General features: G+C 59.6%; 22 protein-coding genes. 8 read left to right on the forward strand and 14 right to left on the reverse strand.

Annotated elements, in window-relative coordinates:
* Positions 1-395 precede the first annotated feature (395 nt).
* Positions 396-800 carry a hypothetical protein gene (locus HNR46_RS14185; protein ID WP_184019930.1) on the reverse strand — a complete coding sequence of 135 codons (405 nt, stop codon included), beginning with the start codon at positions 798-800 and terminating at the stop codon, positions 396-398.
* A gap of 172 nt (positions 801-972) precedes the next feature.
* Here HNR46_RS14185 and HNR46_RS14190 point away from each other — a divergent pair, with 172 nt between their 5' ends.
* Complete coding sequence (locus HNR46_RS14190; protein WP_184020103.1) at positions 973-1944, forward strand: IS30 family transposase; 972 nt, start codon at positions 973-975, stop codon at positions 1942-1944.
* 2 nt (positions 1945-1946) lie between these two features.
* Here the strand turns inward: HNR46_RS14190 and HNR46_RS14195 are convergent, their stop codons facing one another.
* The 6 genes from HNR46_RS14195 to HNR46_RS20965 all read right to left on the reverse strand — a co-directional run bounded on the left by HNR46_RS14195 (position 1947) and on the right by HNR46_RS20965 (position 9198).
* Entirely contained in the window at positions 1947-2414 is a 468-nt protein-coding gene (locus HNR46_RS14195) for a hypothetical protein (protein WP_184019932.1), read from the reverse strand.
* A gap of 148 nt (positions 2415-2562) precedes the next feature.
* A complete protein-coding gene (locus HNR46_RS14200; RefSeq protein WP_221285178.1) occupies positions 2563-3561 on the reverse strand; it encodes a reverse transcriptase domain-containing protein in 999 nt (332 codons plus the stop codon).
* A 704-nt stretch (positions 3562-4265) separates the two neighbouring features.
* Positions 4266-5240, reverse strand: a complete 975-nt coding sequence (locus tag HNR46_RS14205) for a hypothetical protein (RefSeq protein ID WP_184019936.1) — start codon at positions 5238-5240, stop codon at positions 4266-4268.
* Between the two features lie 132 nt (positions 5241-5372).
* A complete protein-coding gene (locus HNR46_RS14210) occupies positions 5373-6893 on the reverse strand; it encodes a PhoH family protein (protein ID WP_184019937.1) in 1521 nt (506 codons plus the stop codon).
* Between the two features lie 287 nt (positions 6894-7180).
* Positions 7181-8257: an AMP-binding protein gene (locus HNR46_RS14215; RefSeq protein ID WP_184019939.1), complete on the reverse strand. Its 1077-nt coding sequence runs from the start codon at positions 8255-8257 to the stop codon at positions 7181-7183.
* Entirely contained in the window at positions 8239-9198 is a 960-nt protein-coding gene (locus tag HNR46_RS20965; protein WP_184019941.1) for an enolase C-terminal domain-like protein, read from the reverse strand. Before HNR46_RS20965 ends, HNR46_RS14215 begins: the two co-directional genes overlap by 19 nt.
* A gap of 234 nt (positions 9199-9432) precedes the next feature.
* On the opposite strand from HNR46_RS20965, the gene HNR46_RS14225 reads away from it, so the two are divergent.
* A complete protein-coding gene (locus HNR46_RS14225; RefSeq protein ID WP_184019942.1) occupies positions 9433-10389 on the forward strand; it encodes a LamG domain-containing protein in 957 nt (318 codons plus the stop codon).
* A gap of 77 nt (positions 10390-10466) precedes the next feature.
* Here HNR46_RS14225 and menA read toward each other — a convergent pair whose 3' ends face one another.
* From menA to HNR46_RS14260, 7 genes are read right to left on the reverse strand one after another with little or no spacing between them, the layout of a single operon-like run.
* Entirely contained in the window at positions 10467-11345 is an 879-nt protein-coding gene (gene menA / locus HNR46_RS14230) for a 1,4-dihydroxy-2-naphthoate octaprenyltransferase (protein ID WP_184019944.1), read from the reverse strand.
* A gap of 13 nt (positions 11346-11358) precedes the next feature.
* Entirely contained in the window at positions 11359-12174 is an 816-nt protein-coding gene (gene menB / locus HNR46_RS14235; protein ID WP_184019946.1) for a 1,4-dihydroxy-2-naphthoyl-CoA synthase, read from the reverse strand.
* Positions 12175-12191: 17 nt separating this feature from the next.
* Positions 12192-12914 carry an alpha/beta fold hydrolase gene (locus HNR46_RS14240; protein ID WP_184019948.1) on the reverse strand — a complete coding sequence of 241 codons (723 nt, stop codon included), beginning with the start codon at positions 12912-12914 and terminating at the stop codon, positions 12192-12194.
* Between the two features lie 56 nt (positions 12915-12970).
* Positions 12971-15460 carry a hybrid sensor histidine kinase/response regulator gene (locus HNR46_RS14245; RefSeq protein WP_184019950.1) on the reverse strand — a complete coding sequence of 830 codons (2490 nt, stop codon included), beginning with the start codon at positions 15458-15460 and terminating at the stop codon, positions 12971-12973.
* Positions 15457-16530, reverse strand: a complete 1074-nt coding sequence (locus tag HNR46_RS14250) for a hypothetical protein (RefSeq protein ID WP_184019952.1) — start codon at positions 16528-16530, stop codon at positions 15457-15459. Before HNR46_RS14250 ends, HNR46_RS14245 begins: the two co-directional genes overlap by 4 nt.
* Positions 16527-16889: an Hpt domain-containing protein gene (locus HNR46_RS14255; protein ID WP_184019954.1), complete on the reverse strand. Its 363-nt coding sequence runs from the start codon at positions 16887-16889 to the stop codon at positions 16527-16529. Before HNR46_RS14255 ends, HNR46_RS14250 begins: the two co-directional genes overlap by 4 nt.
* 12 nt (positions 16890-16901) lie before the next feature.
* Positions 16902-18287 carry a sigma-54-dependent transcriptional regulator gene (locus HNR46_RS14260; protein ID WP_184019956.1) on the reverse strand — a complete coding sequence of 462 codons (1386 nt, stop codon included), beginning with the start codon at positions 18285-18287 and terminating at the stop codon, positions 16902-16904.
* Positions 18288-18989: 702 nt separating this feature from the next.
* On the opposite strand from HNR46_RS14260, the gene HNR46_RS14265 reads away from it, so the two are divergent.
* The 6 genes from HNR46_RS14265 (at position 18990) to HNR46_RS14290 (ending at position 25278) form a co-directional block, all read left to right on the forward strand.
* Positions 18990-19622, forward strand: a complete 633-nt coding sequence (locus tag HNR46_RS14265) for a PEP-CTERM sorting domain-containing protein (RefSeq protein ID WP_184019958.1) — start codon at positions 18990-18992, stop codon at positions 19620-19622.
* A 25-nt stretch (positions 19623-19647) separates the two neighbouring features.
* A complete protein-coding gene (locus HNR46_RS14270; RefSeq protein WP_184019960.1) occupies positions 19648-20577 on the forward strand; it encodes a DUF6607 family protein in 930 nt (309 codons plus the stop codon).
* A complete protein-coding gene (locus tag HNR46_RS14275) occupies positions 20574-22868 on the forward strand; it encodes a TonB-dependent hemoglobin/transferrin/lactoferrin family receptor (protein WP_184019962.1) in 2295 nt (764 codons plus the stop codon). Before HNR46_RS14270 ends, HNR46_RS14275 begins: the two co-directional genes overlap by 4 nt.
* A 2-nt stretch (positions 22869-22870) precedes the next feature.
* Positions 22871-23659 (forward strand): DNRLRE domain-containing protein, encoded by a 789-nt coding sequence (locus HNR46_RS14280; protein WP_184019964.1) that lies wholly within the window; start codon positions 22871-22873, stop codon positions 23657-23659.
* A 153-nt stretch (positions 23660-23812) separates the two neighbouring features.
* Positions 23813-24739 carry a sirohydrochlorin chelatase gene (locus tag HNR46_RS14285; RefSeq protein WP_184019966.1) on the forward strand — a complete coding sequence of 309 codons (927 nt, stop codon included), beginning with the start codon at positions 23813-23815 and terminating at the stop codon, positions 24737-24739.
* Positions 24736-25278, forward strand: coding sequence for a PepSY-associated TM helix domain-containing protein (locus HNR46_RS14290; protein ID WP_184019968.1), 543 nt, complete (start codon positions 24736-24738; stop codon positions 25276-25278). The genes HNR46_RS14285 and HNR46_RS14290 overlap by 4 nt, the downstream gene beginning before the upstream one ends.
* Positions 25279-25280 lie beyond the last annotated feature (2 nt).

Below are 25280 nucleotides of genomic sequence, written 5' to 3' on the forward strand. Positions count from 1 at the left end.
CTGGGTGATCCCGGCCACGCCGGGAGAGCACCCGTAGCTAGACTGAACCAAGGGAGCCACAAACGTGAACAAAGAACCTGTTGGACAGGTCCCGCGCAAGCGGGGCAGCCCACGAATAGCAGCATACAAAGCCGTAGGCGAACTGCTGATTCACACTGGATCAAAACGCCCTGTCTCATCCCGGTCCCCGACGCGTTGAGCCGGACGCCAGCACCTCATCACCTACGATGTAAATAGGAGAACTTTGCCCGTTGACAAAGAGGCAGCCATAGCAACGTCAGAGGAATGGCTCACCGACCCTCATGGCGGCGCTCCGATTTCCATTGCCGGATGGAACCACCATGACAGCCCTGTGCCAAGGCCGCTGTGAGGGGTCGCCATCTCCGACTTATTCGTCATTCTGTTCTTGCGGGTTGCATTCTCTCGCCTCGCGGCACGAACCGCAGAAGGCCTGGCTCGATCACAAGCTTGGCATCAACAGCATCCGCAATAGCCCCCATCACCTCGATCCAAGGAACATCCTTGAGGTGCAAATCCAACTTTCGGTCGAAGCGCTCTTGAATCTTCGAAGCATCGATCTTCAGGTAGTATCCCGGCAAAGTCATCGACGAGCCAAGGAGTTCAATCGCACAATCTACCCGAGTTCCCGTGAAATCAACTGTTGGCAGCCTGCGATTCGCTTGCTTAACGGTCCACGCCAGTGTCTTGGGCGCAGGTGGTGCAGGGGCATCCAGTGCCGCAACCCTGCTTCCACCGAATGCAACGCCCACGAAAAGAACTATGGCTATACGCAAAAACATAATTTTTAAGACGAACGACGAAGGCCTGGCACCCGCTACCGGGAACTCCCCTCCGATTCAGGTTGGGGTTTGTCGCTACCCTCCGAATCCGACTCGGACTGGGTAGCGGGTTGTCCAGCGCCGCCTTGTTCGGCTTCTTGGATTCAAGAGCGAAGTGCGACAGTTAGGTGGTGTGGAATACGTTCAAATATGCAAAGAGGAGCGTTATGCGATCGCCGCGATGCGCGGAGCTTACGTGAAGGTCGAAGAGATCGCAAGGCGGCTGGGCAGGCACCGGAGCACGATCTACTGGGAGCTGAAACGCAACGCGTCGGCGCATGACGGTGGCTACCGTGCGATCCACGCGTGCTGGAAGGCGAGCGGCCGGCAGAAGCGATCAAGGCGCAACATGAGGTATGGACCCGGGGACTTCGAGCCGGTGGAGGAATTGCTGAGAGAGGATCTGAGCCCGGAGCAGGTGGTCGGCCGCATGCGCTTGGAGCGGCGAGGCACGATGAGCCATGAAACGATCTACAAGTGGATCTGGCTGGACCGTCGGCATGGCGGGACGCTGTGGCGGCACCTGCGTGGAGCGCGCAAACAGCGGCGGAAGAGGTATGGCCGCAACGACAGCCGCGTGAGGCTGGCGGGAAAGCGGATGATCGGCAAGCCTCCTGCAGTCGTGGAGAGGAGGTCGCGGATCGGGGACTGGGAGATCGACACGGTTCACGGGAAGGGCAAGGCGGGCGTGGTGACCATCGTCGAGCGTCGCAGCGGCCTGGTGCGGATCGGCAAGCTGGAGAGGATCTCGATGGCCCAGACCGGATCGCGGACCGTGAAGCTTCTGAGCGGAGAGCAGAACCCGGTGCGGACGATCACGGCGGACAACGGATGCGAGTTCCACAACGACAAGCGGGTGGAGAAGTCGCTGGGGACGACGATCGACTTCGCGACTCCCCACCACTCCTGGGAACGGGGCACGAACGAGAACACCAACGGCCTGATCCGGCAGTATCTCCCGAAGGGCGAAGACCTGGCGGGGCTAACGCAGCGGGAGTGCACAAAGATCGCCGAGAAGATGAACAAACGGCCGCGAAAGCGACTGAAATTCAGGACTCCGAACGAAATCTATGATGGCCTATCTCCTGTCGCGCTTCAAACTTGAAACTATTCCTTCTGTATTTCTGCGAGGATGGTCCGGATACGTTTGAGCTCGTCAACAAGAGGCTCGGAACCCGTCTCTCCCTCCTTGTTGACCTTGCCTCCCTCCACTCTCAGGCAATCCAACGAAGATTGAACCGTCACGAGTCTGCCCCTCTTGTCCTTCGTCAAATAAATAAGATAACACTTTCCGACTTCAAGGTAGGGATCTCGTCCAGAGATACGGCTCTCGGAACCGTCAGCTTCTTGGTGCCAATCGTCCCATACTTCAATCTTCTCACCAGCTTTCGTGCCCCGGACCTCTTCTATCACGGTTGCTTCACTCCGGCCCTTCTCATAGTCCACTTGCTTGACCTCGATCACAGCAATCACGGTCGATTTGGCGATTCTCTGCTTGGTTGTCAAAGGCAGAAAGAAGCCCATGGCTGTTTGGCACAGCGTGAATAATACCAAGATGGCGGTTGCGATGCGCATGGGAATTTTTTGCAGATTGAGGTAGGGACGCCGGTCGCCCGGCGCCCCCCCCTCGCAGATCCCGGCGTGCGGAATTACCGCACCGGGCTCCTCGGATGAACGCGCAGCCGGTGCAGCGCTGGTCCTTGGTTTTGGTTTCTGATTTCCATCATGCATTCATTGCAGTTCGCGGCAAGGCGGGAGTCGGCGGCACCTCCACCACTCGCGGTGGGGGCAGCTCCCAGCCGGGGAGACGACGACCAAACTGCTTCCAGGTCATCGAGCGCCGCTGGCTGCGGCGGTTCAACCATTTGTAGAGCAGTCGATTGACCTCACGCTGGTCCTTCGCGGTCATCGACGAGTTGCCGATCACCCCGTAGTAGTTCCAGTAGCCGCGCAGTTTCCTGCGCAGTACCGTTAGGAAGTCGGCCAGCTTGCCGCAACGCACCTTGCGGAGCCATGCGTTCATCGCCCGCAGGCTGGAACGGAATTTCTCCTTGTTGGTGCGCCGCTTGATGAAGACCCACCGCGGATCACGCCCCGACCTCGCCCAGTAGAAGTCGAAGCCGAGGAAGGTGAACTTCCCGCTCTGGTCCGGCTCTTTCCGGTCGAAGCGCACCAGCGCACTCTTTTCCGCGGCGAGGCTGAGGCCGAATTTCTCCAGCCGCTTTGGCAACACGCGCAGGTAGGCCCGCGCGTCGTCTTCCCGCTCGAAGCACACCACGCTGTCGTCCGCATAGCGCCGGAAGAGCACACGGCCCTTGCAGTGCTTTGCCACCACTTTCTTGATCCATGGGTCCATGACATGGTGGAGATCGATGTTGGCGAGGATCGGGGAGATGACTCCCCCTTGAGGCGTCCCCGTCGCGGGGTGCTCCACTCGTCCTTCATCCATCACACCGGCCTTGAGCCATTTCACGATGAGGCGGATCAGCGGACGATCCGCGATGCGCTCTTCGAGCATCCGCACCAGCCAGCCGTGGTCAACGTGATCGAAGAAGCTCCGGATGTCGGCCTCCACGACCCAGCGGTAGCTGCCGCCCTGCAGGGCCTCGCGCAGCTCATACGAGCCTTGGCGGGCACCTTTCCCGGGACGGTAGCCGATGCTTTCCTCGTGGAAATCCTCCTCCCAGATCGCTTCCAGGATCCGCCGCACGGCGTGCTGCACGATCTTGTCTTGCAAGCGCTGATCTGACAAGGACTTCCCGGGACCCATGCCCGCCTATTCCACTCTTTCCGAATGGGTTGGCGGAGCCGAACTGCGACGGCTGTATCATCGCGGAGTGACAGCAAATCGGGTTGATTTGACGGGATTCAGACAAGTCGGGCTCCACTGAGGCTCGGAGGCTCAAATGTTCCATGGGTTCAAATGCCCTGTTCTGAGATAGCCGGAAATGATTCCAAGGAAGTAGGGCTCGGGATGATCTGGGATAAAGCGGATTGGTGTTGGAGAAAGGACTAGGCGGAATCCCACGGGTAACACCGCAGACGACTCCGTTCAGGCTCTCGCCTATGGCATCCACGACTACTGCCGCGGGGAGGATCGGATCGAGCTCGACGTCCATCTCGTCACCCGTCGCCGTGTTGCCTGCCGCCTCGTCGCCTTTCGTCTCAACAAGCTGACGCCCACAAACACCGCCGTTTGCGGAAACGTGGAGCGCCCAAACCATGGGCAATCCACCGCTCACAACTTGCATGAATGCGCTGAGGCCAGGCGTGATGAGCGAGGTCTTGGTCGCTCGGCCACCCATCGGGTCGGAACTCCGATCAAGTCGCTGTCCATGTCCTGATCACTGCCTTCACTGACAATCGTCCAGCGAGAGCACCATGAACTCAGTCGCCCAACGGCAAACCCCATCATCCACAACGATCCTACGACTCCGCGGGCATGCTATCCGCCGGAATTTCTTCCGCCTTCTGCACGGTCAGGAGGGAACGCAACTGCTCTGCCCATCCTTCGACCTTTGGATGGGACATGTATTTTTCGATGTGCTGGAACATCCTCAGGGCGGCGGCGCGTTCGTCACCTGCCTGGAAAACGTCCACCTCCATCTGCCACAACAAATCGGGATAGACCTCCGCGATGAACTTCTCCATTTCCGGGGTCCGCAGAGCCTCCTTCGTCCCCACTCGCTTGTCATCTTCTTCGCGATCCCGACGCTGCCGCGTCCAAATCTCCTGAGCATCACTCTCCTGTTGGATGCGCTTCATCCACGCCGCCCTCAAGTCATCCACCCGTTCCAGTTTCCGGTAGGGAGGAAGAATCACCTCGTCATACACCTGCTTGAGGTCGACAGGAGACATGGGCCAGTTTTTCACCGAGACGTTCGTCAACTTGTAAGCTTGAGCAAAAACCGTCCCCATCACCGACTGTTTGAGGGTCTGTTGCTGATCTTTGAGGTTTTTCAGATCGCCGAAAACCTCGTTCACCAGTTGAGAGGCTTCCCCCTCAAAGGAAACATCGGGTGATTCATTGGAGGCCACCTTCAATGTCAAAATCAGCCAGCGTAGCTGATGCCGAAGAGCCCGCTTGAAGCTCATGCTCTTGAGCTTTTCCGCCTCGTTGCGGCGCCATTCTCGAAAGTCCTGGCTTTTGCGGTACTGATCATCGAACTGCACCTTCTCGATGCACTTCAAATACAAGGAGACCGCCGCTTCTTCACTCGCCGCTGCCTCCCGAAAGGCGGCGACGGCGACGGCAAAACGGCCTGCAACCCGCGCGTCCGCTGCATCTTGTAGCTTGTCGAGCTGACCCAGCAGAGTCTCCCGGTCGGAGGCCGTCAGGGGATCGGCCCACAGGCAGGGTGATACGGTAAGGGCGAGCAGAAGAATAGGGAGCTTGCGCATGGGAGGAATCGAGGAGAGAACGATTTCTCCCTCAACGCACCCCCTTACGTAAAGCTTTCATGTCGGGCTGGATTCCCCGAAATCGCGGGATGGGCCCGGGAAAGATCTCCCTTTCCCGGGGTGACCCGCTCCCTACATCAGAGTTGCACCCGCTTCCGCAAGCTCTGATCTCTCTCCGCGGCTCAATGGAACATGAGCGACAAAGGGCTGCCCCTTCAGGCGGTTTCGAGTGTAGACCAGACCATTGCTGCGGCTGTCGACATACGGATTATCGATCTGCGCTGGATCCCCCACCATCACCAGCTTCGACCCTCGTGACATCCGGGTGACCACCGTTTTCGCCTCTTGAGGCGTCAACTGCTGCGCTTCATCCAGGACGAAGAACCGATTGGGGATGGACCGGCCTCGAATATAGGCGAGGGCTTCGATTTCGATCACTCCTTGCTCCAATAAGAGCTCATAGGGCTTCTTCGCGCCATCGACCTGCTGCTTCTGCTTGCGCCGGGGCCCCGCCGGAGTCGGTGGGCACATCAAAAGCTCCAGAGCATCGTGGATCGGCTGCAACCATGGGCGCATCTTTTCCTCAAGGGTCCCGGGAAGGAACCCCAATTGCTCACCCATCGCGACCACCGGGCGACTCACGGTGAGTCCGTTGTATTTCCGATTGAACATCTCATGAAGACCCGCCGCGACGGCAACGAGAGTTTTCCCAGTTCCGGCGTGACCATAGCAGGTCACCAACGAAATATCAGGACTCAACAAGGCATCAATAAGGCACCGTTGGCCCAAATTCATCGGTTTGAGTGCGATGCCATCCGGAATCTTTAGGGAGTCCGGAACTTGAAGCCGAACCAATCGTCCTTCACTCGCCAATCGGGCGGGCATTGTTTGTTTCTCTCCTGCGATGAGCAGCACATATTGATTGAGCACGACCTCCGGACGCCGTTCGTGGGGCAAAATCAACTCTCCCGAACTCGCGAAACGTTGCAGTTCGCTGGGATCCACCTCAATCCTACGGATATCGTAAGTCGCCACCTCCCGCGGGTCGACCTTATCATTGAGGTAGTCCTCACAGGCGATGCCCATCGCTCGCGCCTTGAGTTGCAGATTGATATCCTTGGTCACCAGTACGACAGGTGCCGTATTGTGCTGCATCAAAAGCAAAGTTGCCGCCATGATGCGGTGGTCAACTCGCTCGCGGTCCGGAAACACTCGATGGAACCGATTCAGCATCTCCGAATTCTTCGGACAACTAAGCGGATCGTAGATCACCATCCGCAATGTGCCGCCACCTTCCGTCGGCACTCCGGTGGTGATCGCATCAGAACTCGTAAACAGCTCAGTGAGGCGCCGATGAACTCGGCGGGCATTCGCGCCACGCTCGGATTGCTCGGACTTGAACCGATCGAGTTCGGCAAGGACATCTACCGGGATGCACAGATGGTGCTCTTTGAATCGGCTCAGGCAGCCTGGATCGTGGATGAGGACATTGGTATCGAGCACAAAGTTCTTCACCACCTGAGACGGCGCCTGGAGACCAAACTCTCGGGCTTCTTCCTGCTTAAAACCTCCCTTTCGCCGTTTGCCGCCTCCCGTTTTGCCATTCGGTTCTTCGAACAAGTGAGTTTGGGAGTCTTCGATCGGCTGGATCATCGGGAGCGATGGATTTGGGGATTCAACGGGTGGCGATTCGGTGAAGACGATCGCCCGGACCACCCGCGGGCTCCGTCGATCCGCATCGAGGCGGAAGATGATGGCTCAAACTAATCAAGCTGTATGAAATATGAATAGGTCTGTGCGAGACGCAACCAAAAACAAGGGTCGGAATCGTACTTCAACCCTGTTTTGAGCAGGCGGAATGCCAGACTCACGGGGTAAGCAAATTCCTTCCAGGTCGGATGCTATTCCGACAGGCACCGTAGCAAGCTGACCACCATGGATCAGCTCAGATTTTCAATCATCCGCCGGGCTTCTCGACGATCGAGCTTCCCCAAGGGAGTCCGCGGCAAGCGGGCCACTTTCATCCAGCGCTGAATGCGCCACGGACCCGCCACCCGTGCATTGTGCGACTCCACTCGCTGAGCGACGTTTTCGTCGATCGCCAGGAGAACCAGCTCCTGGCCTTTCCGTGCATCGGGCAATCCGACCACAAGCACGTCCGGCCCCAAAATTCGCTCCAAGTCGTCGAGATCCACCAGTTCGCCGAGGACCTTCACTTGGCGATCGGCCCGACCCAGCACCGAGATCCCCCGCTCTTCAACGAGCACGCGGTCGGAAGTCAAAAAACTCGATCCCTTCCGTGGCTCATACTTTAAGCAACCTTCGACACGACGAATCATGCCGGAAAACAACGCGGGACCGGAAATCTCCAATCGTCCGTCGGGAGTGGGCATCACCCGCCAGTGAGCCATGACGGGAATCGGAAATGCTTGGTAATCGGTTTCCAGTTGATCGATTTTTTGAGTCGCGATCTGAGATCCCGCTTCCGTCATGCCGTAGCTGGCAAGAACAGGCCACCCAAGATTCCGAGCAGCCCGGCCCAGGGCATCCGGTAAACTTCCACCTCCCACGACGACGGTCCGCAACGCCCTAGGTGCGCGTAATTTCGCCGCGACGAGATCGTGGATCTGTGTGGGCACCATCGGGCAATGATGCACCTGTTCTTTCTCCATCCATGCGGACGCGGCTCGTGGATCCCACTTGCCGTGAAAACGACGAAACTCGCTACCCGCTTCAAATGCCCGGGCAAGAACTCCAAAGCCACCGACGTGATGAAGCGGAAGCAGCGCGCCCCAAACGTCGCTCGCAGTCACTCCAAGATGCCGATTCACCGCGGCTGCCGAGCAGAGCAGAGCTTCCCGATGCAATCCGATCCATTTCGGCTCTCCAGTCGACCCCGAGGTCCGAAAGAAAATCAAACCCGGCACCTCTCCTTCCACCACTGGCATTTCCGCTCCCGGTGCCCACGGAAGGTCCGAGAGCCAAAACCCGGGATCTCTTAGCTGAGTTTCTTCCATGGCAATCGCTCCAACAAATCGTCGAATCCCAATCCTGTTCCGCCCGGCGATTGGAATTCAGGGGACCATCGCCCAAGGCGCTCCGAAAAAGGGCAAGGCGTGAACAGATGGTGAGTTTGCAACCCGCAAACTCCCACCAATCCGGGAAACTGAACATTCAATTTGGCCGCCTCCCACGCCGCAGCACATTGCCCCAGCGGATGCTCCATCGAACTGGTGACGATGACCTGTTGTCCCATCGACACCGCCGCTTCCGCCAACAACCAGGGCTCATCCGAAGCCGGTTTAACGACCATCACCTGAGCCGCCGAACTCACGGGAGCCGCCTCGCGGTCAACTGCTAGAGGAACCCCGCAGCGACTTTTGAGCGCCGACCAAGTCGACTCCGCATACGGGCACGGGTCCTCCACGAAATCGATCTTCCAGCGAAACTCCTCGGGCAGTCCCAAGAGAAATGATTCCGCCTCGGCCGGCTCAAAAGTCTCGTTCGCATCCAGACGCCAACGCAGGTTGGGAAACTTCGCAGCAGCCTCGATCAAGTAACGTTGCTCCGCGGCTCGATCCCGACCCACCTTCATCTTGATCCGGTCGAAACCTTTGCTCACTGCGCTTTCGAGAATCCGATCATCCTGCCACGGAAGCGTGGCGTGACTCTTCGGCACATCGATCTCCTCCAGCAAGGGATCCCCGATGAAACGGGCATCCGCATCTTCCTTGGCACTTCGCACCGTGCGCCTCACCAAAGACCATCGCCGCGGCCCCGCCAGATCTTCCAGACACTTCTCCAAGCTTGGATCCCCCAGCTCCGGCCACGGATGAAGGCATCCAAATCCCTCGTCGATGCGGACCAGAGCCCCTACGAACTCACGGCGCTGACTTTTCGCATTCACCGGCTGGCGCGCCGTCAGTTTGTATTTCCAATACCAAAGATCCTCGGCCACGCCGGGAAACTGGGCCGGATCCCCAGGATTTCCAAACGGATATTCCCTGAATCCTGATTCCCCTCTTCATGCGCCCGATTCGAAGGCACCTCGTTCAAGAACCGTTTCCCCATGACGCCTTACCCCTCCATCGTGGGGGCTTTCCCCTTGTCGCCCCTTCGCAAAGCCGGTCACCTAGTCGGCCACCCGGTATCAACCCCCGGGTGCCCCAACTCAACCCCATATCAACCCAAGATGAAAACCCATCCCTGGATGTGGTCGCTCGCATGCGGCTGCATCGCTGGTTCCTTGCAGGCCAGCACCGTCGCCTACTGGCGTTTCGAAGAAGGCTCCGCCGGGTCAAACGTCGATCGCAATGGTCAAGCCGACGGAACCTACTACGGTGCGATCACCGACGTTTCCGGTAACGGCTACAACCTGTCCACATGGTCCGATGGTGGAAATGCAGGCTACGCCTACAATTCGAATGTTGGAGGTGCCTACGTCAATGGCGTGGCGAACAACCTGAGCGTCCGCAACACGGGTGGAGGCCCCGCCATGTGGACGGAGACGGGAAGCGCACTGCAAACCATGACTTTTGCGACCTTCACCATTGAGGTGAGCTTCAAACTCGAGAACGGCGGCTGGCGCACCATCATCGGTCGGGATTCCCAAGGCGCCGCCACCATCAACGGCGACTTGGCGGCCCTCTATCTGCAGGCGACTCCTGACAACGCTCTGGCCATCAAATTTGCGGACGTCACCGGCGTCTGGCACGATGCGACCTCCGCCACCAACATTTTCACCAGCTTCGACTTCGCATCTGACAATGCCGGAGACACGGCTCCGTGGTACAGCGCTTCCGCCGTGAGTGATGGATCGACGCTTTCCCTCTACCTCCGCGATGTCGACGCGGGGGGCGGTTGGAGCCTCATCGCATCCACTGATATGACCCTGAGTGGCAGCACCGACACCACCATGACTGCCGGCACCGGCGACGGTGGCGACTGGGATGCGGGGAACTTCTCCATTGGCCGCGGCCTCTATGGAGGTGGCCATGGCGACCGCGCCTATGGATTCATCGACGAAGTTCGCATTTCGGATGAGGCTCTGACCCCCTCGGGCTTCCTCACTCTTTCATCCGTTCCTGAGCCGAGCCTGACTCTCCTCAGTGCACTGGGAGGGCTGGCTCTCCTGCGCCGTCGGCGCTAAGCCCTGATCCGGTTCGATTGGCTTCATGACCCGGGGTGGAACGATCCGCCCCGGGTATTTTTTTGGGGATTGAGGATCTATGGCCCGAACACTGCCGCCAAATGGAAAGCCCCGGCGAACGCCACCAACTGGAGCCCTCCCATGGCAAGTAGCCGATTCATGCCCGGGCCTTCGTCCATTGAGAGCGCTCCCCAGCTGATTCGCATTCCCAATGTCAGCACGGGAAGCACCGCCAATAGCAACCAAGGCAACCCTATTACCAACCACAAGATTGCCAAGAGCACGGGGATTTTCACTTCTGCCCAGATCAACAACCGCGCGACCTTCGGCCCCCATCGCACCGCCAGCGTGTGCTTGCCCGTCGTCGCGTCCTCAATTCGATCCCGCAAGTTGTTGATGGAAATCAGCACAGCGGAAAGGAAGCCTACCTGAAGGCCTAGCAAAAGGGCTTCCCAACGCCATTCCCGCAGTTGGATGAAAACGGTGCCCATGACCGCCACGATCCCAAAAAAGAGGATCACAAACACTTCTCCCATCCCCCGGTAGGCCAGGGGAAAAGGTCCGCCCGTGTATCCATACGCAAGGTAAATCGAAATCGCACCCATCGCCAGAATCGGCCACCCCGCCGCCTGATAGAGAGGCACTCCGAAGGCCACGGTGAGCAGCAGAAAAACCCCGCCGCCCATCATCACCGTACGCGGGGTCATCAGGCCACTGGCGGTCACTCGCTGCGGACCGACCCGACGTTCCGTATCGGCACCCTTGGCCGAATCGATCGCGTCGTTGAAGAAGTTCGTGGCAATTTGAATGCACAGAGCCCCGAGCACGGTGCACACCCCGAGCAGCGGGCTCCAAGCACCACTCAATTTCCAAGCCAACACGCAGCCCGCCCACACCGGGACCACCGCAGCGGGCAAGGTTTTCGGGCGGGTCGCCAAAAGGATCGCCTTGATCATCGCCAGTTGCTGCTCAGGGGACCCGCGGGAACTTCGAGAAGTCCGGCTTCCGCTTCTCCACAAATGCGTTTTTCCCCTCCTTGGCTTCCTCACTCATGTAGTAGAGCAGGGTGGCATTTCCGGCGAGATCGAGCAGCCCCATCTGACCATCACAGTCGGCGTTCAAGCACGCCTTCAAGCAGCGCAGCGCGAGGGGCGAGTGAGCCAACATTTCGCGGCACCATTGGAGCGTTTCTGCTTCCAAGCTTTCCAGGGGAACCACCGTGTTCACGAGGCCCATTTCGAGCGCTTGCTGCGCATCGTACTGGCGGCACAAATACCAAATCTCACGCGCCTTCTTTTGGCCCACGATGCGCGCCAAATAGCTCGATCCTAAGCCTCCATCAAAAGAGCCCACCTTGGGGCCGGTTTGGCCAAAACGGGCATTCTCGGCAGCAATCGTCAAATCGCACACCACATGCAACACGTGCCCACCACCAATCGCATAGCCGGCAACCATCGCCACCACCGGCTTGGGCATCTGCCGGATCTTCTTTTGCACATCGAGGATATTCAGCCGGGGGACGCCATCATCTCCGACATAGCCCGCATGTCCGCGCACCTTTTGATCTCCCCCGGAACAGAAAGCCAAATCTCCTTCGCCCGTCAGGATGACCACCCCGACCTGAGGGTCTTCGTGCGCCATCTCAAAGGCAATGAGCATCTCCTTCACCGTCTGCGGACGGAAGGCATTGCGCACTTCCGGGCGGTTGATGGTGATCTTGGCGATCTGGCCCTCATCCGTCGTTTCGTAACGAATGTCCTCAAATTCACGCACTGCGGTCCACATGACGCCGCGAGTGTGACCTAGGAAACCGACCGCTCAAGGAATTCTCCCACCCGGGACGGAAACTGCGAAGATTCCCACGGCACCCGATGCCCGGATCCCGGAGCCAACCAGCCATCAAATCCCCCACAGGCCACGGCGCGTTCGGCCAGAGCACGGAACTTTCCATCCTCCTCACCCGCCACCCATAACAACGGAACTCGAATCCCCAGCAAGCTCCCCCAAAGCGGATCTTGGGCCCCCAACGACCAGTCGACAAAGCTGCGTGCCACCGAGGCACGCCGAAGTTCCAGCTTCGATCGATCCCCCCAGCGCAATTCCGTGGCACTGGAACCTCGATCGAGCACCGCCTGCCGATTCCATGCCTCCAAGAATTCGGACCACGGACTCTTCAATGCACGGGCGGCCCACTCGGCATCCCGGGCCCGTCGAGTCGCTCTCTCTGTCAGGTCTTCAAGCCCTGGATGCGCGGAAATGACTACGGCGGCATCCCAACTTCCTCCCCCCATCAGGGCATGCAATGCCAGACGACCTCCCATCGAATAGCCCATCAAGACCTTCCGCCCCGAGCGCGCCGCGGCCTCGTCGTTCAGCGCCCTGCCAAACTCCCTAAGCGACATTGGGCAGCAGTCGAGAAATCGCCACAGATCGACCCTTTTCACCGCCCATCCCGGGACCGAAAACCCCCGCCAATCTTCCGCCATCCCCACGCCTCCGTGGAGGCACCAGAGGGTTCCTTCCATGGCCCGACCCTCCGACTTCCCAAGTCATCTGGCAAGCTTGCCGAGGCACTCACCCGTCAAACCTTTGCATCCCCGGCTCCACCCCAATGCAAGCGCACGACCCGATCCAATTCCGCCGGAGTGATCGGCTTCGCCAAATAATCGTCCATCCCCGCCGCCAGGGCCACCTCCCGGTCCTCGCTGAAGGCGTGTGCCGAGAGACCGATGATCACCGCGCGATGGCGTCCTTGATGTTCCTCTTCCGCCCGAATCCGTCGAGTGACCTCCAACCCATCCATCCCCGGCATCTCCACATCCATGAAAATCAACCGACAAGAGATCTCCGCGGACCGATGAAGAGCTTCCAAGCCTCCCCCTGCCTCCACCACTTGAAGCCCCTGCCGTTTCAGCAACGCACCCAACAAAGAACGGTTCACCTCGTTGTCATCGACGATCATCACCTCCCCTGAGCTCTCTGCTGGAGGATCGGCAGGTGGGGCCGCGGGAGATCCCTCCGTGGACGCCCCCTCCATGGCTTTGATCAACCAAGCAGCAGGATCCTTTTCAAATCGATCATCCGCGCCCGGACGAGGCCACCAGACACACGGGACGGGTGGGCTCTGCGACCTCGCCGCTGTGGCGACAGCCTCATCCCATGGGCCCTCGCCCATGCTCACCACCAAGGTCGGACGAGTAGAACGCATTTCATGCACCGCATCCGCAGAGTCCGTCACCATCCGCAACGTGGCCCCCAGTTCATCGACCGCATGCAGCAACCTCGCATCCGGCTCGCCACCGATCCAAAGGATTCTCCCCCCGGGTTTGACCGGTGCCGTGCCCTCTGGAACCTCAGGCAATCGAATCTCAAAGAAAAAGCCGCTGCCCTTTCCCGGCTCACTGGTGAAATCGATCATTCCACCCATCTGGTCGACGATCCGCTTACAGATCGCCAATCCCAATCCACTCCCTTCGTAGGACCGGCTGCTCGACCGATCAATCTGGCTGAACGGCGAAAACAACAACTCACGCTGCTCAGGATCGACGCCAATTCCCGTGTCCACCACCTCAAAGCGCAAGGTCTGCCGTTCCCCTCGTTGGACCCGGATCGAAACTCCCCCCTGCTGGGTGAATTTGATCGCATTCCCGACCAAATTGAACAGCACCTGCCGCACTCGAGGGCCATCCCCTCGAACCTGCGCGGGCACTCCCGGGTCCATTCGCTCCTCAAAAGTCAAACCCTTCCCTTGCGCAGCAGAGGACAAGAGCTCCACCACTTCAGCCACCATCGCCGCAGGTGAGAACTCGTCATGCCGCAGCTTCAGAGCCCCCGCCTCCAGCCGCGAAAAATCCAGAATATCATTGAGCAAGGTCAACAGATGATCCCCGCACTTCAGCACGATATCAATGTGCCGTTGCTGCTCCCCATCCAGACCCGATTGTTTCAGCAATCCCGCGTAGCCCAGCACCCCGTGCAAGGGAGTGCGGATTTCATGGCTCATGGCCGCAACGAAATCGCTCTTCACCCGTGTCGCCAATTCTGCCTCCCGCCGCGCCGTCACTTCCGCCTCCTCTGACTTGCGGATCCTTGCATACGTGATCCCAAACCACGTCCCCATCAACACCACTGCCCCCAAAAATACTGCCAGCAAAAACCCGGACAAACGGTGCAGACTGGCCAAATGCCGTTCCTCTTCCGTCGAAAAGACCAAACCCATCGGCACCCCGGCGAGACTCACCGGATTGAATACCGAAATCACCTTCCGCGGCTCCGGAAAAAACACCTCATGAGCTCGGATACCTTCCAACCCGTCATCCAGCAACTGCCGGAAATAATCCATGCTGTCCTCCGTGACGCGAAAAGTCGATGACCGTTCAGGAGACAAGGGATGGCGAATCAAATCCGGTTTGAAATCCGGTCGGATCGACCAGATCCACAAATCCGATTGCCCCATCAAGTAACTTTCCAATCCGGATCGCAGAAACTCCCGGTGGCGCACGACCAAATGCCCGGCCGCCACCGGAGAATCCATTCCTTTGGGCAGCCATTCCGACAGCACCAGGAACTCCCCCTCGTGCCGCACGCGTGGTGTCCTCAGCCCGGACCATTGGGAGGGAATCGGACGAACCTGAGAAACACTCAAATAATTCCCAGGAAGAATCCGAATATCAAAAGACCCGCCATCCCGCAGATCCACCGTGATCCGGTCCACCCACTCCTGATGCCGGGCAAAGAAGCGCCGCACCAAGGCTTGGTTGCGACGGCTCTCCTCCGACGTGTCCCCCTTGCTCTGATAGCTGTGAAAAGCATCCAATGACACCAGCAGCCGAAAATCGTCATGCAGCCCCTCAAACTGACTCTCCAAATGCCGTGAAGCACCCGCCGTGAAGGCCTTCAAGCGAGTCGTTGCTGCCGTCGTCTCCGCCCGCATGATTCGGCTCGAAAAGAACAACGCCACCGTCAAAAACAGCAACGAGAAGGCCAGCACATACCACAGGTTCAATGATCGCGAGAACCGAGCCACGCGACCCAGGGGCACCTCTCCACCCGATGGAGCTTTCTCCTTCATTCCATCACGCTGAAGGCCAGCATCTTCCAGCGCAGGTGACGAATGTCGCGGACATGCACCGCCCACCGCCGATCATCCAAATTCAGCTCAGCCTGCGAACATCCGGGAGCCAAGACCTCCCGGCCCATTGACCGAATCTCTGCCGAGCTGTTCTTGAGCAAATTGTAGTGCCCTGATCGAAAAATATCCGAACGCACCGTGTCCACATATCGATGGTTCTTGAGCGGGGGCAACCGCAGTACCTGAATCATCGCCTCCCCCGTTGCCACCACCGTCCCATCCTCCGCCAAGAGGAGGAAAAACCGATTCTCCTTCTCCAAATCCAGCTCCCTCACCAGAGCCTCAATGGTGATGTCCAAGCCACAAACCCCTTCGAGTTGATCGCCTACATACACCGGTGCCACACACGACACCATCCATCCCCGTCCTGCCGGATCCACGTAAGGCTCGTTCACCCACACGGCCGTGCGATCCGGGTTATGTCGCGCATCCGCTAGATAGTAAAAATTGTAGTCGGGAATGATCATTCCCGCCGGATACTGAATCAACACATCGAAAGGCGGGTAGATGCGGTTGAAGCTATGCCGATCATTGTAGTAGGCCTGAACGACCGGAAGGTGCTCTTCCACCACGGATTTCAACCCCGGGTCGACGGCCTCCGTCGCCAGCACCACCGCCTCAATCTCCGGGGACATCGGGACCGCTCCAGAAACAAAAACCGCAGGCTCTCCCGACGCGATCGCATCCGGGCGATAAACAACTCCCTCCGCCGAAACCGCGTATTCCGACAAGTCGCGCCCCTCCGATAACTCCTGCAACCTGCCATAGGCATCGGCCACCTTCGCCACCAACTCCAGGCACTGAGCTTCCGTCTCCATCACCGAGGCCTCCAATCGGGCCGCCAACTCATCGAGCAAGGGCGGACGAGCGGCCATCGCCACCTTGCGCCGACATCCGACCCAGATCGGAATCATGCACCCCCCGAGCCCGATGATCCAGACACGGCGGCTCAGCTTGCCCGGGGAACCATCGGGCTTCGAAGCAAAACGTCGTACCAATGGATCCTTCATGCAGGGTGACTCGCAAGGTTCTTCAGGAACAACTCCGCTTCGTCAAGAGAGGCCTCCATGGCCTGTCGCACCCAAGGATCTTCCTTCCCGCCCTGCGCGATGCCGGCTTCCAACCGGGCAAATTCCGCAGCCAAACTCTTCAGGCCCACCGCCGCCACCGATCCCTTCAGCCGGTGCGCCAAGCTTCGTCGCGCATCCGCCTCCAGCACTTCTCCTCCGTCTCCACGCCACTGTCTCCACCCCTCGTTCGCCTGCCGGAGCGCACGCTCCGCCAAGGACAGGAACTCATCCACCCCCAGCGCCTCGATCAAGGCTCCAATCAAATCTCCGTCGAGACCCTTTGCAGGAGAAATCTTCATCTCACACCCTCCTCAAAATTTCATCTCCCGCAATTCGTGGCGGTCCAACATGTTGTAAACCGTCCGCAGACTCACCCCTAAGGCCTTCGCGGCCCGCCGCCGATTTCCCTTCACCGCCCGCAGCGCCTGAATCAGCGCTTCCTTCTCCAGATCACGCAGTCGGTCGCTGGTCTGGCCCAATCCCGGGTCACCCAAGCGATGCCGCCAATGGGGCAGTTGCTCCTCGAAGTGAGCAGCCGTGATTTCCCCATCGAGAGCCGCAGCCAACACCGCTTTCACCGAGGCACGCACTTCAAACAAATTCGCCGGCCATCGATAGTCTGCGATCCAATTCTTGGCCGCGCGATCCAGCATCGGGCGTTTCACCTTCTGGGCCACGCATTCTCTCGCCAAACAGTATTCCCAATAGGCGACCAAATCCTGCACCCGCTCCCGCAGCGGCGGGAGCGCCAAGTGCAACACCGAGAGTCGATAGACCAGATCCTCATCGAGTTCCGCCAATCCCAACAACTGTCTCAGTGATCGATCACTGACCGCCACCAATCGGCAACCCGGTGGCAATGCCGCCAACTTCAACCGCTCCAACAGGGCCTCCTGAACTTCAGGATCCAAATGCTCAAAACGTCGCAAAACCACCGTCGCGGGGTGAGGCGACTCCAGCACGCCCACCCTCCGCATGTGCCCTTCCAAAGCCCCCGCCCGTTCCACCTCCCCGCCAAACAACCGACTGAACAGCTCGTCAGACGTCCCCGATCCACAATCAATCTCCACCCATTTGGCTTCCTCCGCCGTGGTCAAATCATGCACCCGCCGCGCCAACCGCACCTTGTCCAGCCCCGGCTCCCCTTCGATCAACAGCGGCCGATCGCTCACCACCGCCTGCCGAAACAACTCCCGAACCCGCAGCATGGAGGGTGACCGCCAAACAAATCCTTCATCGAATCCGATCTCGGCCGGTCTGCGCAACTCCCCTTGATCGACGATGCCTCGAATCCGCTCGAAAAACACCGCCGGCACGATGGGCTTCACCACGTAATCCACCGCCCCCGCCTTCAGGGCCCGCACCGCATCCTCCGCCCGGTCCCTTGCCGTCAGCATCACACACGGCAGTCGCGGGTATCGCCCCTGAATCTTCTGCATCAGGCCGATCCCGTCACCATCCGGAAGCCCAAGATCGAGGATCATCAAATGCCACGGACACGTCTCCCCGGCATCGCCAAGGCGATCTTCAACCTCCTCGCACGAACCAAACACATCGACCTCAAACCCAGCTTTTCCCGCCAACTTCGCCACCAGTTCCGCCGAGACACAATCGTCCTCCACCACCATCAACCGGGATCGCAACGCTCCCCCCGGTCCCGTAGGCGTTCGACAGCTTGTCTTGGGAAAATCACTCATGAATCCACTGCGACCCTCCGTCTCAAGGCCCTCCGGGGGTCGATCCTCCCTCGAAAGCCGCGGAACCTCAAATCGAAATGAGATATCGACCGAGATTGCACCCTCATCCGCCGATGCTCGGAGTGCAAAACCTGCATGGATTCCCCCCTGCAATCCTTGGACCCTCAGGCACCTTCCCCCTCATACTCCCTCCCGCCGTCTGGGGGGACGGCCACCAACTCGCTCCGGTCCCTCGGGACGAGAGGGCCCATCAAAAAGGCCCACCGATCGGAGTGGTCGGGCGGAATCAGAGTGTGGACACCCTTGGCTGTCCACTCCTGGGGGAGCCGCCCGACCACCGGTCAACCACTGCCTTCCGAGGCTTCGAGCCAACAAACGTGCAACACTTGCACATCACGAGACCGCCCGCCGGTTCTCGCCCCGCCCTTCACCCGCCAACATGGCACCGGGAAATGACGTCACCACGCTGAGAGGAAGTTTCCCTGACTTCACTGTAGAGAGGTTATCGTAAGCCCCGGGAGGAGCCCGCCCAGAAGAGCTTCCTTCCCGGGGCTTCTCGATTCGGTGGTCACGCCCCTCTCCTTTTGGGCAATCTACCGTCGATCGTTGGCAACCCACCGTTAGCCCGATCCCAGCACGTCGGAGCATCTTCCCGCCCCCTCCCCCACATCTCATCATCCGGGGGGGCGAACTCCGACTAACATGAAATACCTCATCGCCCTAGCCTCCGTCCTCGGACTGTCCCACGGCGCCGTCCTGCTCGATACCATCGACCTCTCCAGCAGTGAGCAGTCGACCACCGTTTGGACCGACCTTACTTCCTCCAACACCGGCCTTGCTGCGGATTCCGGAAGCGGCTCCCTCAGCGTCGTTTCCCCAGGCTTTCAAGCCTCCTCGGGCCTCTACAGCTTCATGGCCGACTACGGAACCTCCGTCACCCAGACCACGAGCTTCGATATCCAATCGGTGGTGTTCCAAATCGAGCTCTCTCCCAACGGAGAATTCCCTTACTCCGGGGGTCCCCTCCTGACTCTTACCACCACCTCTGGAACGCTCCAATTGGCCGCCACGGCCTTTGCTGCAGGTGCTACTGAATGGCGCACCACCGGAATGGGAGAAACCGCCTACTCCTCCTACGCCTGGCAATGGGACCTCTCCGCATACGGAGACACCATCACCTCCGTCACCGTCGATACGCCACTCGCCGTTCACAGCTCGGTGACCGGAGCCCGCATTGATGTTGGCGACTCCTTCCAGGCGGTCGTCGTGCCCGAGCCCTCCGCGCTCCTCCTCTCACTCGCAGGGGCCGGCTTCCTGTTCCGCCGCCGTCGCTGAATTCCAACACCTCCATCGCACCGCCATGAACCCTTCCCATTCGGCTCTCGCCGGACTCCTCGTCGTTATCGCCCCCCTGACCGCAGCGGAACCGACTTCCTTTGAAAAAGATCGCGCCGCCATCCTCGCAATGGCGGGCGAATTCCAGGTCTCATTCCACTTCCAGGAAACCGTTCCTCTTCAAAAGGACTACACCCCGACGGAAAAGCCCTACGACGAGTCCGCCTTCGAAACCGTCAAGCTCGTCGAAGACGAGGGCACCCGCATCACCCTCCAGCACCTCCTTCAGGTCGGCCCCACCGTCGTCAAACATTGGGCGCAAACTTGGACCTACGAAGACTCCAGTATCCTCGAATTCGAAGGACACCACCACTGGACCGTCCGGCAACTTGATCCCGAGACCGTCCGCGGAACCTGGACTCAAAAGGTCACCCAGATCGACGATGCTCCCCGCTACGAAGGCTTCGCCGCCTGGGTTCATCAAGGAGACTCCAGCACCTGGACAGCCACTGCCCACCGTCCGAAACCACGACGTGAAAAAGATCGTGACGACTACGACATTCTCTTCGTCACCAACCGTCACACCGTCACCACCAACGGCTGGTTCCACGAACAAGATAATGCCAAATGGCGGGTCCGCGATGGTCGCCAGGCCCCCCTCTGCCGTGAGGCGGGACTCAACACCTATCGCCGCATCGAAGGACACGACTTCGCCAAGGCGAATACCTACTGGCAGAAAACCGAGAATTTCTGGAAGCAAGTTCGCGACACCTGGGATCAACTGGTTCCCCCCAGCGGCACCATCGAAGTCAGCCCCTCGTCCGATCTAGGACGTCGCTTTGACGTGATCGGCAGCCTCTCCGAAGAAGCCGAGGACGGTGAAATGCCCGCTGCCGAGGAAATCCGCAAGTCGGTCGCCTCCTTCCTCAAGATCACCTCAGAACCCTCTCCGTGAACGTCCCGCGCATCACGTTCACGATGGCGGTGCTCGCGCTTCCCACCGCGGCGGAGGAATCCTCCGCCGCGGTGCCGGAAGGCAGCATCCTGACTGGAGAGATCGATCCTCTCGTGATCACTGTGGCAACTCGCCAACAGACGGCATGGATCGATTCACCCGGGTCCGTACTCCAGGCCTCCGCCGAAGATCTCATCCGCCAAGGCACTTTCGACCTCGCTGGATTCGCCAAGTACGATCCCACCGTCAGCTTGCCCTTTGATTTCACCAGCGGCGATGGAGCCTTCGCCTACGGCCAGAGTGGCTACGGGTCCATCAACATCCGCGGGGTGGAGGGAAATCGCATCGCCGTCGAACTCGACGGCGTGCGCCAACCTCCGCAATACGTCTCCACCTCCTTCGACCTCGGGGCCTCCGATGGAGCGGGCGGCATTGGACGCGACTATTTCGATCCCGCCATGTTCGAAATGATCGAAGTTCTCAAAGGGGGAGGCAGCGCCCTCTACGGCAGCGACGCTCTCGGCGGAGTGGTTGCCTTCCGCACCCCCGACCCAGAGACCTTCCTCAAAGGGCAATCCTCCGGAGGACTTCTCCGCACCCAGTATTTTTCGACGAATCAAAGCTTTGCCACGCAGGTTGGCGGAGCCCTTCGGCAGGGTGATTCCGCCGTCATGCTTCTCTATGGTGGTCGCTGGGGAGAGGAAACCGCCAACCATGGCGAAGTTTCGCCCAATCCCTCTGACTTCCATTCGCTTTCAGCCCTGCTCAAGGCCGAGCACCGCTGGAACGATCACACCTTCCGCCTCGCCATCGAACTCTTCGATCGGGAGACCTTCACCGACGCGCGCAGCGCGGTGACCTCGGCATTTCCTGTATTCACCGATTTCGTTTACAACAAGCAGTACCTCGATCGCCAACGCGTCAGCCTGCGCTGGGAGTTCGAACCCGCCTCTCCCTGGCTCGACCGCCTCGACACTCACCTTTACTGGCAGCACGCAGGTTCCCTCAGTGAAAATCAGGCTGCCTCACTTCCCCTGGTGATTCTCGGCACCCCCATTCCCGGAACCGAACGCTTCCGACGGCAACGCATCACCTTCGATACTGACATCGCTGGCTTCACCACGACCACCCGTCACCAATTCGAAGATCCCCTCGGTGGTGAGCATCGACTCACCAGTGGCATCGATCTCTCACTGGAGTCCGGGGAAAACTCCTTCGTTCGGTTCGACTCTGGCGCGACAACCGATGTCAACCGCACCGCGTTCGCGCCCACCGACACCCTCCGTGCCGGCTTTTTCACCCAGGATGAAATCCAAATCGGCGACCGCTGGACTCTCACCCCCGGCCTCCGTCTCGATTGGCAATCCATCGACCCTCAACCCAACGCGGCCTACTTGGCCCGACTCAATGAACTCGGTCGCTTCAGCCAGGAACCACCGACCGATTTCCAAAATCTGGCCCTCTCACCCCGGCTCTCTCTCACCTGGCGTCCCGTCGAACCGATCAGCGCCTATTTCAACTATGCCCACGGCGTCCGGAACCCCTCAGCGGAAGAACTCTCCATGGTGTTTGACCATCCTCCGTCAGGTGGCAGTCCGGCCGGATCCATGACGGTCCCCAATCCCGATCTGGAAGAAGAAACCAGCGACGCATTCGAAATCGGAATCAAGTCCGAAGGCGCCATCGGCCGCATCCAAGCCGCCGCCTTCTACACCCATTATCGGAATTTCATTGAAAACGGAATCCCCACAGGCGCCACCACCACCGACGGCCGGGACATCCTCACCACGATGAACCGCAGCGAGGCGGAGATCTACGGGCTCGAACTTGCAGGACAACTCGAACTCGGATCCCTGCACAGCGCTGCCGATGGCTGGCAACTCGGCCTCGCCGCCGCTTCGACCCGTGGCACCAACCTGACCGATCACCTTCCTCTCAACTCGATCGAGCCAGTTCAGGCCATCGCCCACATCGGCTACGAGAACCCCAGTGGAACCTTCGGAACCCGGCTCACCGGCACCTGGACGGCAGCCGTCGATCGTGTCGACAACACCACCAACCAGGGAAACTACTTCCTCCCGCCATCCTGGTTCACGCTCGACTTGGGCATGTGGTGGCAGCCGGTCGAGGACTTCCAGGTCCACCTTGGCCTGAACAACCTGCTCGACGAAAAATATTGGTCCTGGGGGAGCGTCCGCCGCGGCAATGGCCACCTCGGGGGCAATACCATCGACGACCGCACGACCGCTCCAGGCCGCAACTTCAGTCTCTCCGTTACCAAGACTTTCTAACCGTGAAATCCCTCGCCATCCTGGCCCTCGCCACCTCTTTCCAGGCCCAGACTCTGACACCGCTTCAGGACAGCGACGTCTACGCCTACCTTGATCGCCCGACCAGTTCCATCGCCACCCTCGGCGTCAACGCCAGTGGCACTGGTGCCCCTCACTCGCAACGGTCGCTCATCCAATTCGATCTCAGCTCCCTTCCCCTCGGTCCAGAGCAGCTTGGCTCTGCAAAACTCCGGCTCTTCGTCATCAAACCTGATCCCACTTACGGTAACCTTGGTACAGGGGACGTCGAAATATTCCGACAAGGAGGGACATGGGCAGTAGCCACACTTCGCTGGAGCCAACTGCAACCCGCGGAATCGCACGGCCTGTTCGCCATCACCGACGACTCCGCCGACCAGTGGATCGAAATCGACGTCACCACCCTGGTTCGCGAGTGGCTCGACGGAACCTATCCCAACTATGGGTTTCTCCTGCAAGCCGCGGTGGAGGACCCCGCCTCCCTCAATGTCACCTTTGCCTCGATGGAAGTCCCCGGCTATCGCCCACAACTCGTTCTCACCGAAGCCGAGGTTCAGCCAACCCTTTTCATCGATCGGCAGGACCACCAGACCGTCCTCCGCTGGCCAGCGAGCACCTCCTGGACTCTAGAACAAAGTCCATCGCTTGCTCCCGGATCCTGGTCCCCCGTCGAAGCGTCCCCGACCATCCTCGACGGAGAAGCCGTCCTCGAACTGGATCCCCCATCATCGAAGTCGTTTTTCCGGCTCAACTCTGATCCCAGCGCCGATTGACTGGCAGGGCTCCCCTGTCAGGATGGATCCTCCCGCGTTGCCTGATTGTCCATGGACGTCGGCACGCAAAGCAAAATATGCGCAATCCACCATCCACCTCTCGCAAGCATCCGTTAGCCGACCTCCCCACGCCCTCCTAAAAACGGGGCCGACATGAAAGCTTCCACGCTCGTCGGCCTTCTAGCCGGCACTCTTTTTCTCTCGGCCTGTCGCAAACCCATCTCCGAAACCACCCCTCCCTCCTCCCATACGGAAAAAACTGCCGTGCTCATCGTCAGCCACGGCTCCCATTCCGAAAGCTGGCGGTCGATGCTCCTCGACATCGAAAGCCAGGCTGAGCCCGACCTCCTGGCCAGCCCCCACATCGACGATGTCCGCTCGGCTTTCATGGAATACACAGAACCCTCCATCGCCACTCGCCTGAAGGAGTTCGACTCCGAAGGCTTCACCCATGTCATCCTCGTCCCCGTGCTCCTCACGGTGAGCGACCATTCATTCGACGACATTCCTGTCATCGCTGGGATGCGCGAGGATCCCTCCACACAGTCCAGATTGCAGCTCGAGGGCATCGAAACCTACCAGGCAAATGCCGCCGTAACCCTCACCCCACTTCTCGATTTTCCGGACCTCCTCCACGAAAACATCGCACGCCGAGCTGCGGCGATGAGTTCCGACCCCACTCAAGAAGGGCTCGTTCTGGTCGCCTACGGAAGTGAGCCCTACAACGCAGAGTGGACTCAACTGGTCACCGAGCTCGGACAAAGCACCTGCCAGAAACTCGGCTTCCCCGAGTTCTCATTCGCTTGGTGCGGCCACATCGCCCACTACCAGTCCGAACCGACTCAGCAAGCCATCGAACAGATCCTCACCCATCAAAAAAGAGCTCTGGTCGTCCCGCTCCTTGTCGCCATTGATGAGAACTTTCAGGGGCGGATCATTGGCGGAGCTGTCGATGCGGTCGCACAGCCGGACCGAGTTGCCTATCGCCACGATGCTGTTCTTCCGGACGCGCGGATCCCGAAATGGGTAGTGGAAACCAGCCTACAACACGCTGCCCAACGGTCATCCGGTCAGCCATGAAACGCGGAAGTCGCTACTGGTTGCTCACGGTTCATCGCGATGGTGGATACTTCTTCGCGGGCATGGTCCTCATCTTTGCCCTTTCCGGCATCGCTCTGAATCATCGAGACGATTGGGATCCGAATTTCGTCATCGAACGCCAGGAAATCCATCGTGCTCCCGCGGCCTACGACCGCGAAACCCTCCAAGCTTGGCTCGTCCAGGCTGGCATCTCCGATCCCTATCGCGCGCACGACTTCCCCTCTCCGCGGAAAATCAAAGTCTTCACCCGTTCCGGTTCCCTGCTCTTCGACCTCGAAGCAGGAGACGGCGACTATGAAGCGATTCGACGGCGCCCTCTCTTCTACCAGCTCAACTCTCTCCACCGACGATCCGGGACCGCGTGGAAACTGTATTCGGACTGCTTCTCGATGGCCCTCATTGCCATTTCTCTGAGCGGCCTTTTCCTGGCCCGCGGTCGCTATGGATTTCGCTGGCGGGGAGCCGCCCTCACCGCTCTCGGACTGCTGGCTCCCTTGGCGTTCCTTTGGGCTGGCTGATG

The organism is Haloferula luteola (assembly GCF_014201715.1).
GTDB lineage: Bacteria > Verrucomicrobiota > Verrucomicrobiia > Verrucomicrobiales > Akkermansiaceae > Haloferula > Haloferula luteola.

Coding starts and splice junctions, on each gene's coding strand:
- HNR46_RS14185 (WP_184019930.1), bottom strand. CDS start 800: ATGTTTTTGCGTATAGCCATAGTTCTTTTCGTGGGCGTTGCATTCGGT.
- HNR46_RS14195 (WP_184019932.1), bottom strand. CDS start 2,414: ATGCGCATCGCAACCGCCATCTTGGTATTATTCACGCTGTGCCAAACA.
- HNR46_RS14205 (WP_184019936.1), bottom strand. CDS start 5,240: ATGCGCAAGCTCCCTATTCTTCTGCTCGCCCTTACCGTATCACCCTGC.
- HNR46_RS14210 (WP_184019937.1), bottom strand. CDS start 6,893: ATGATCCAGCCGATCGAAGACTCCCAAACTCACTTGTTCGAAGAACCG.
- HNR46_RS14215 (WP_184019939.1), bottom strand. CDS start 8,257: ATGGAAGAAACTCAGCTAAGAGATCCCGGGTTTTGGCTCTCGGACCTT.
- HNR46_RS14225 (WP_184019942.1), top strand. CDS start 9,433: ATGAAAACCCATCCCTGGATGTGGTCGCTCGCATGCGGCTGCATCGCT.
- menA (WP_184019944.1), bottom strand. CDS start 11,345: ATGATCAAGGCGATCCTTTTGGCGACCCGCCCGAAAACCTTGCCCGCT.
- menB (WP_184019946.1), bottom strand. CDS start 12,174: ATGTGGACCGCAGTGCGTGAATTTGAGGACATTCGTTACGAAACGACG.
- HNR46_RS14240 (WP_184019948.1), bottom strand. CDS start 12,914: ATGGAAGGAACCCTCTGGTGCCTCCACGGAGGCGTGGGGATGGCGGAA.
- HNR46_RS14245 (WP_184019950.1), bottom strand. CDS start 15,460: ATGAAGGAGAAAGCTCCATCGGGTGGAGAGGTGCCCCTGGGTCGCGTG.
- HNR46_RS14250 (WP_184019952.1), bottom strand. CDS start 16,530: ATGAAGGATCCATTGGTACGACGTTTTGCTTCGAAGCCCGATGGTTCC.
- HNR46_RS14255 (WP_184019954.1), bottom strand. CDS start 16,889: ATGAAGATTTCTCCTGCAAAGGGTCTCGACGGAGATTTGATTGGAGCC.
- HNR46_RS14260 (WP_184019956.1), bottom strand. CDS start 18,287: ATGAGTGATTTTCCCAAGACAAGCTGTCGAACGCCTACGGGACCGGGG.
- HNR46_RS14265 (WP_184019958.1), top strand. CDS start 18,990: ATGAAATACCTCATCGCCCTAGCCTCCGTCCTCGGACTGTCCCACGGC.
- HNR46_RS14270 (WP_184019960.1), top strand. CDS start 19,648: ATGAACCCTTCCCATTCGGCTCTCGCCGGACTCCTCGTCGTTATCGCC.
- HNR46_RS14285 (WP_184019966.1), top strand. CDS start 23,813: ATGAAAGCTTCCACGCTCGTCGGCCTTCTAGCCGGCACTCTTTTTCTC.
- HNR46_RS14290 (WP_184019968.1), top strand. CDS start 24,736: ATGAAACGCGGAAGTCGCTACTGGTTGCTCACGGTTCATCGCGATGGT.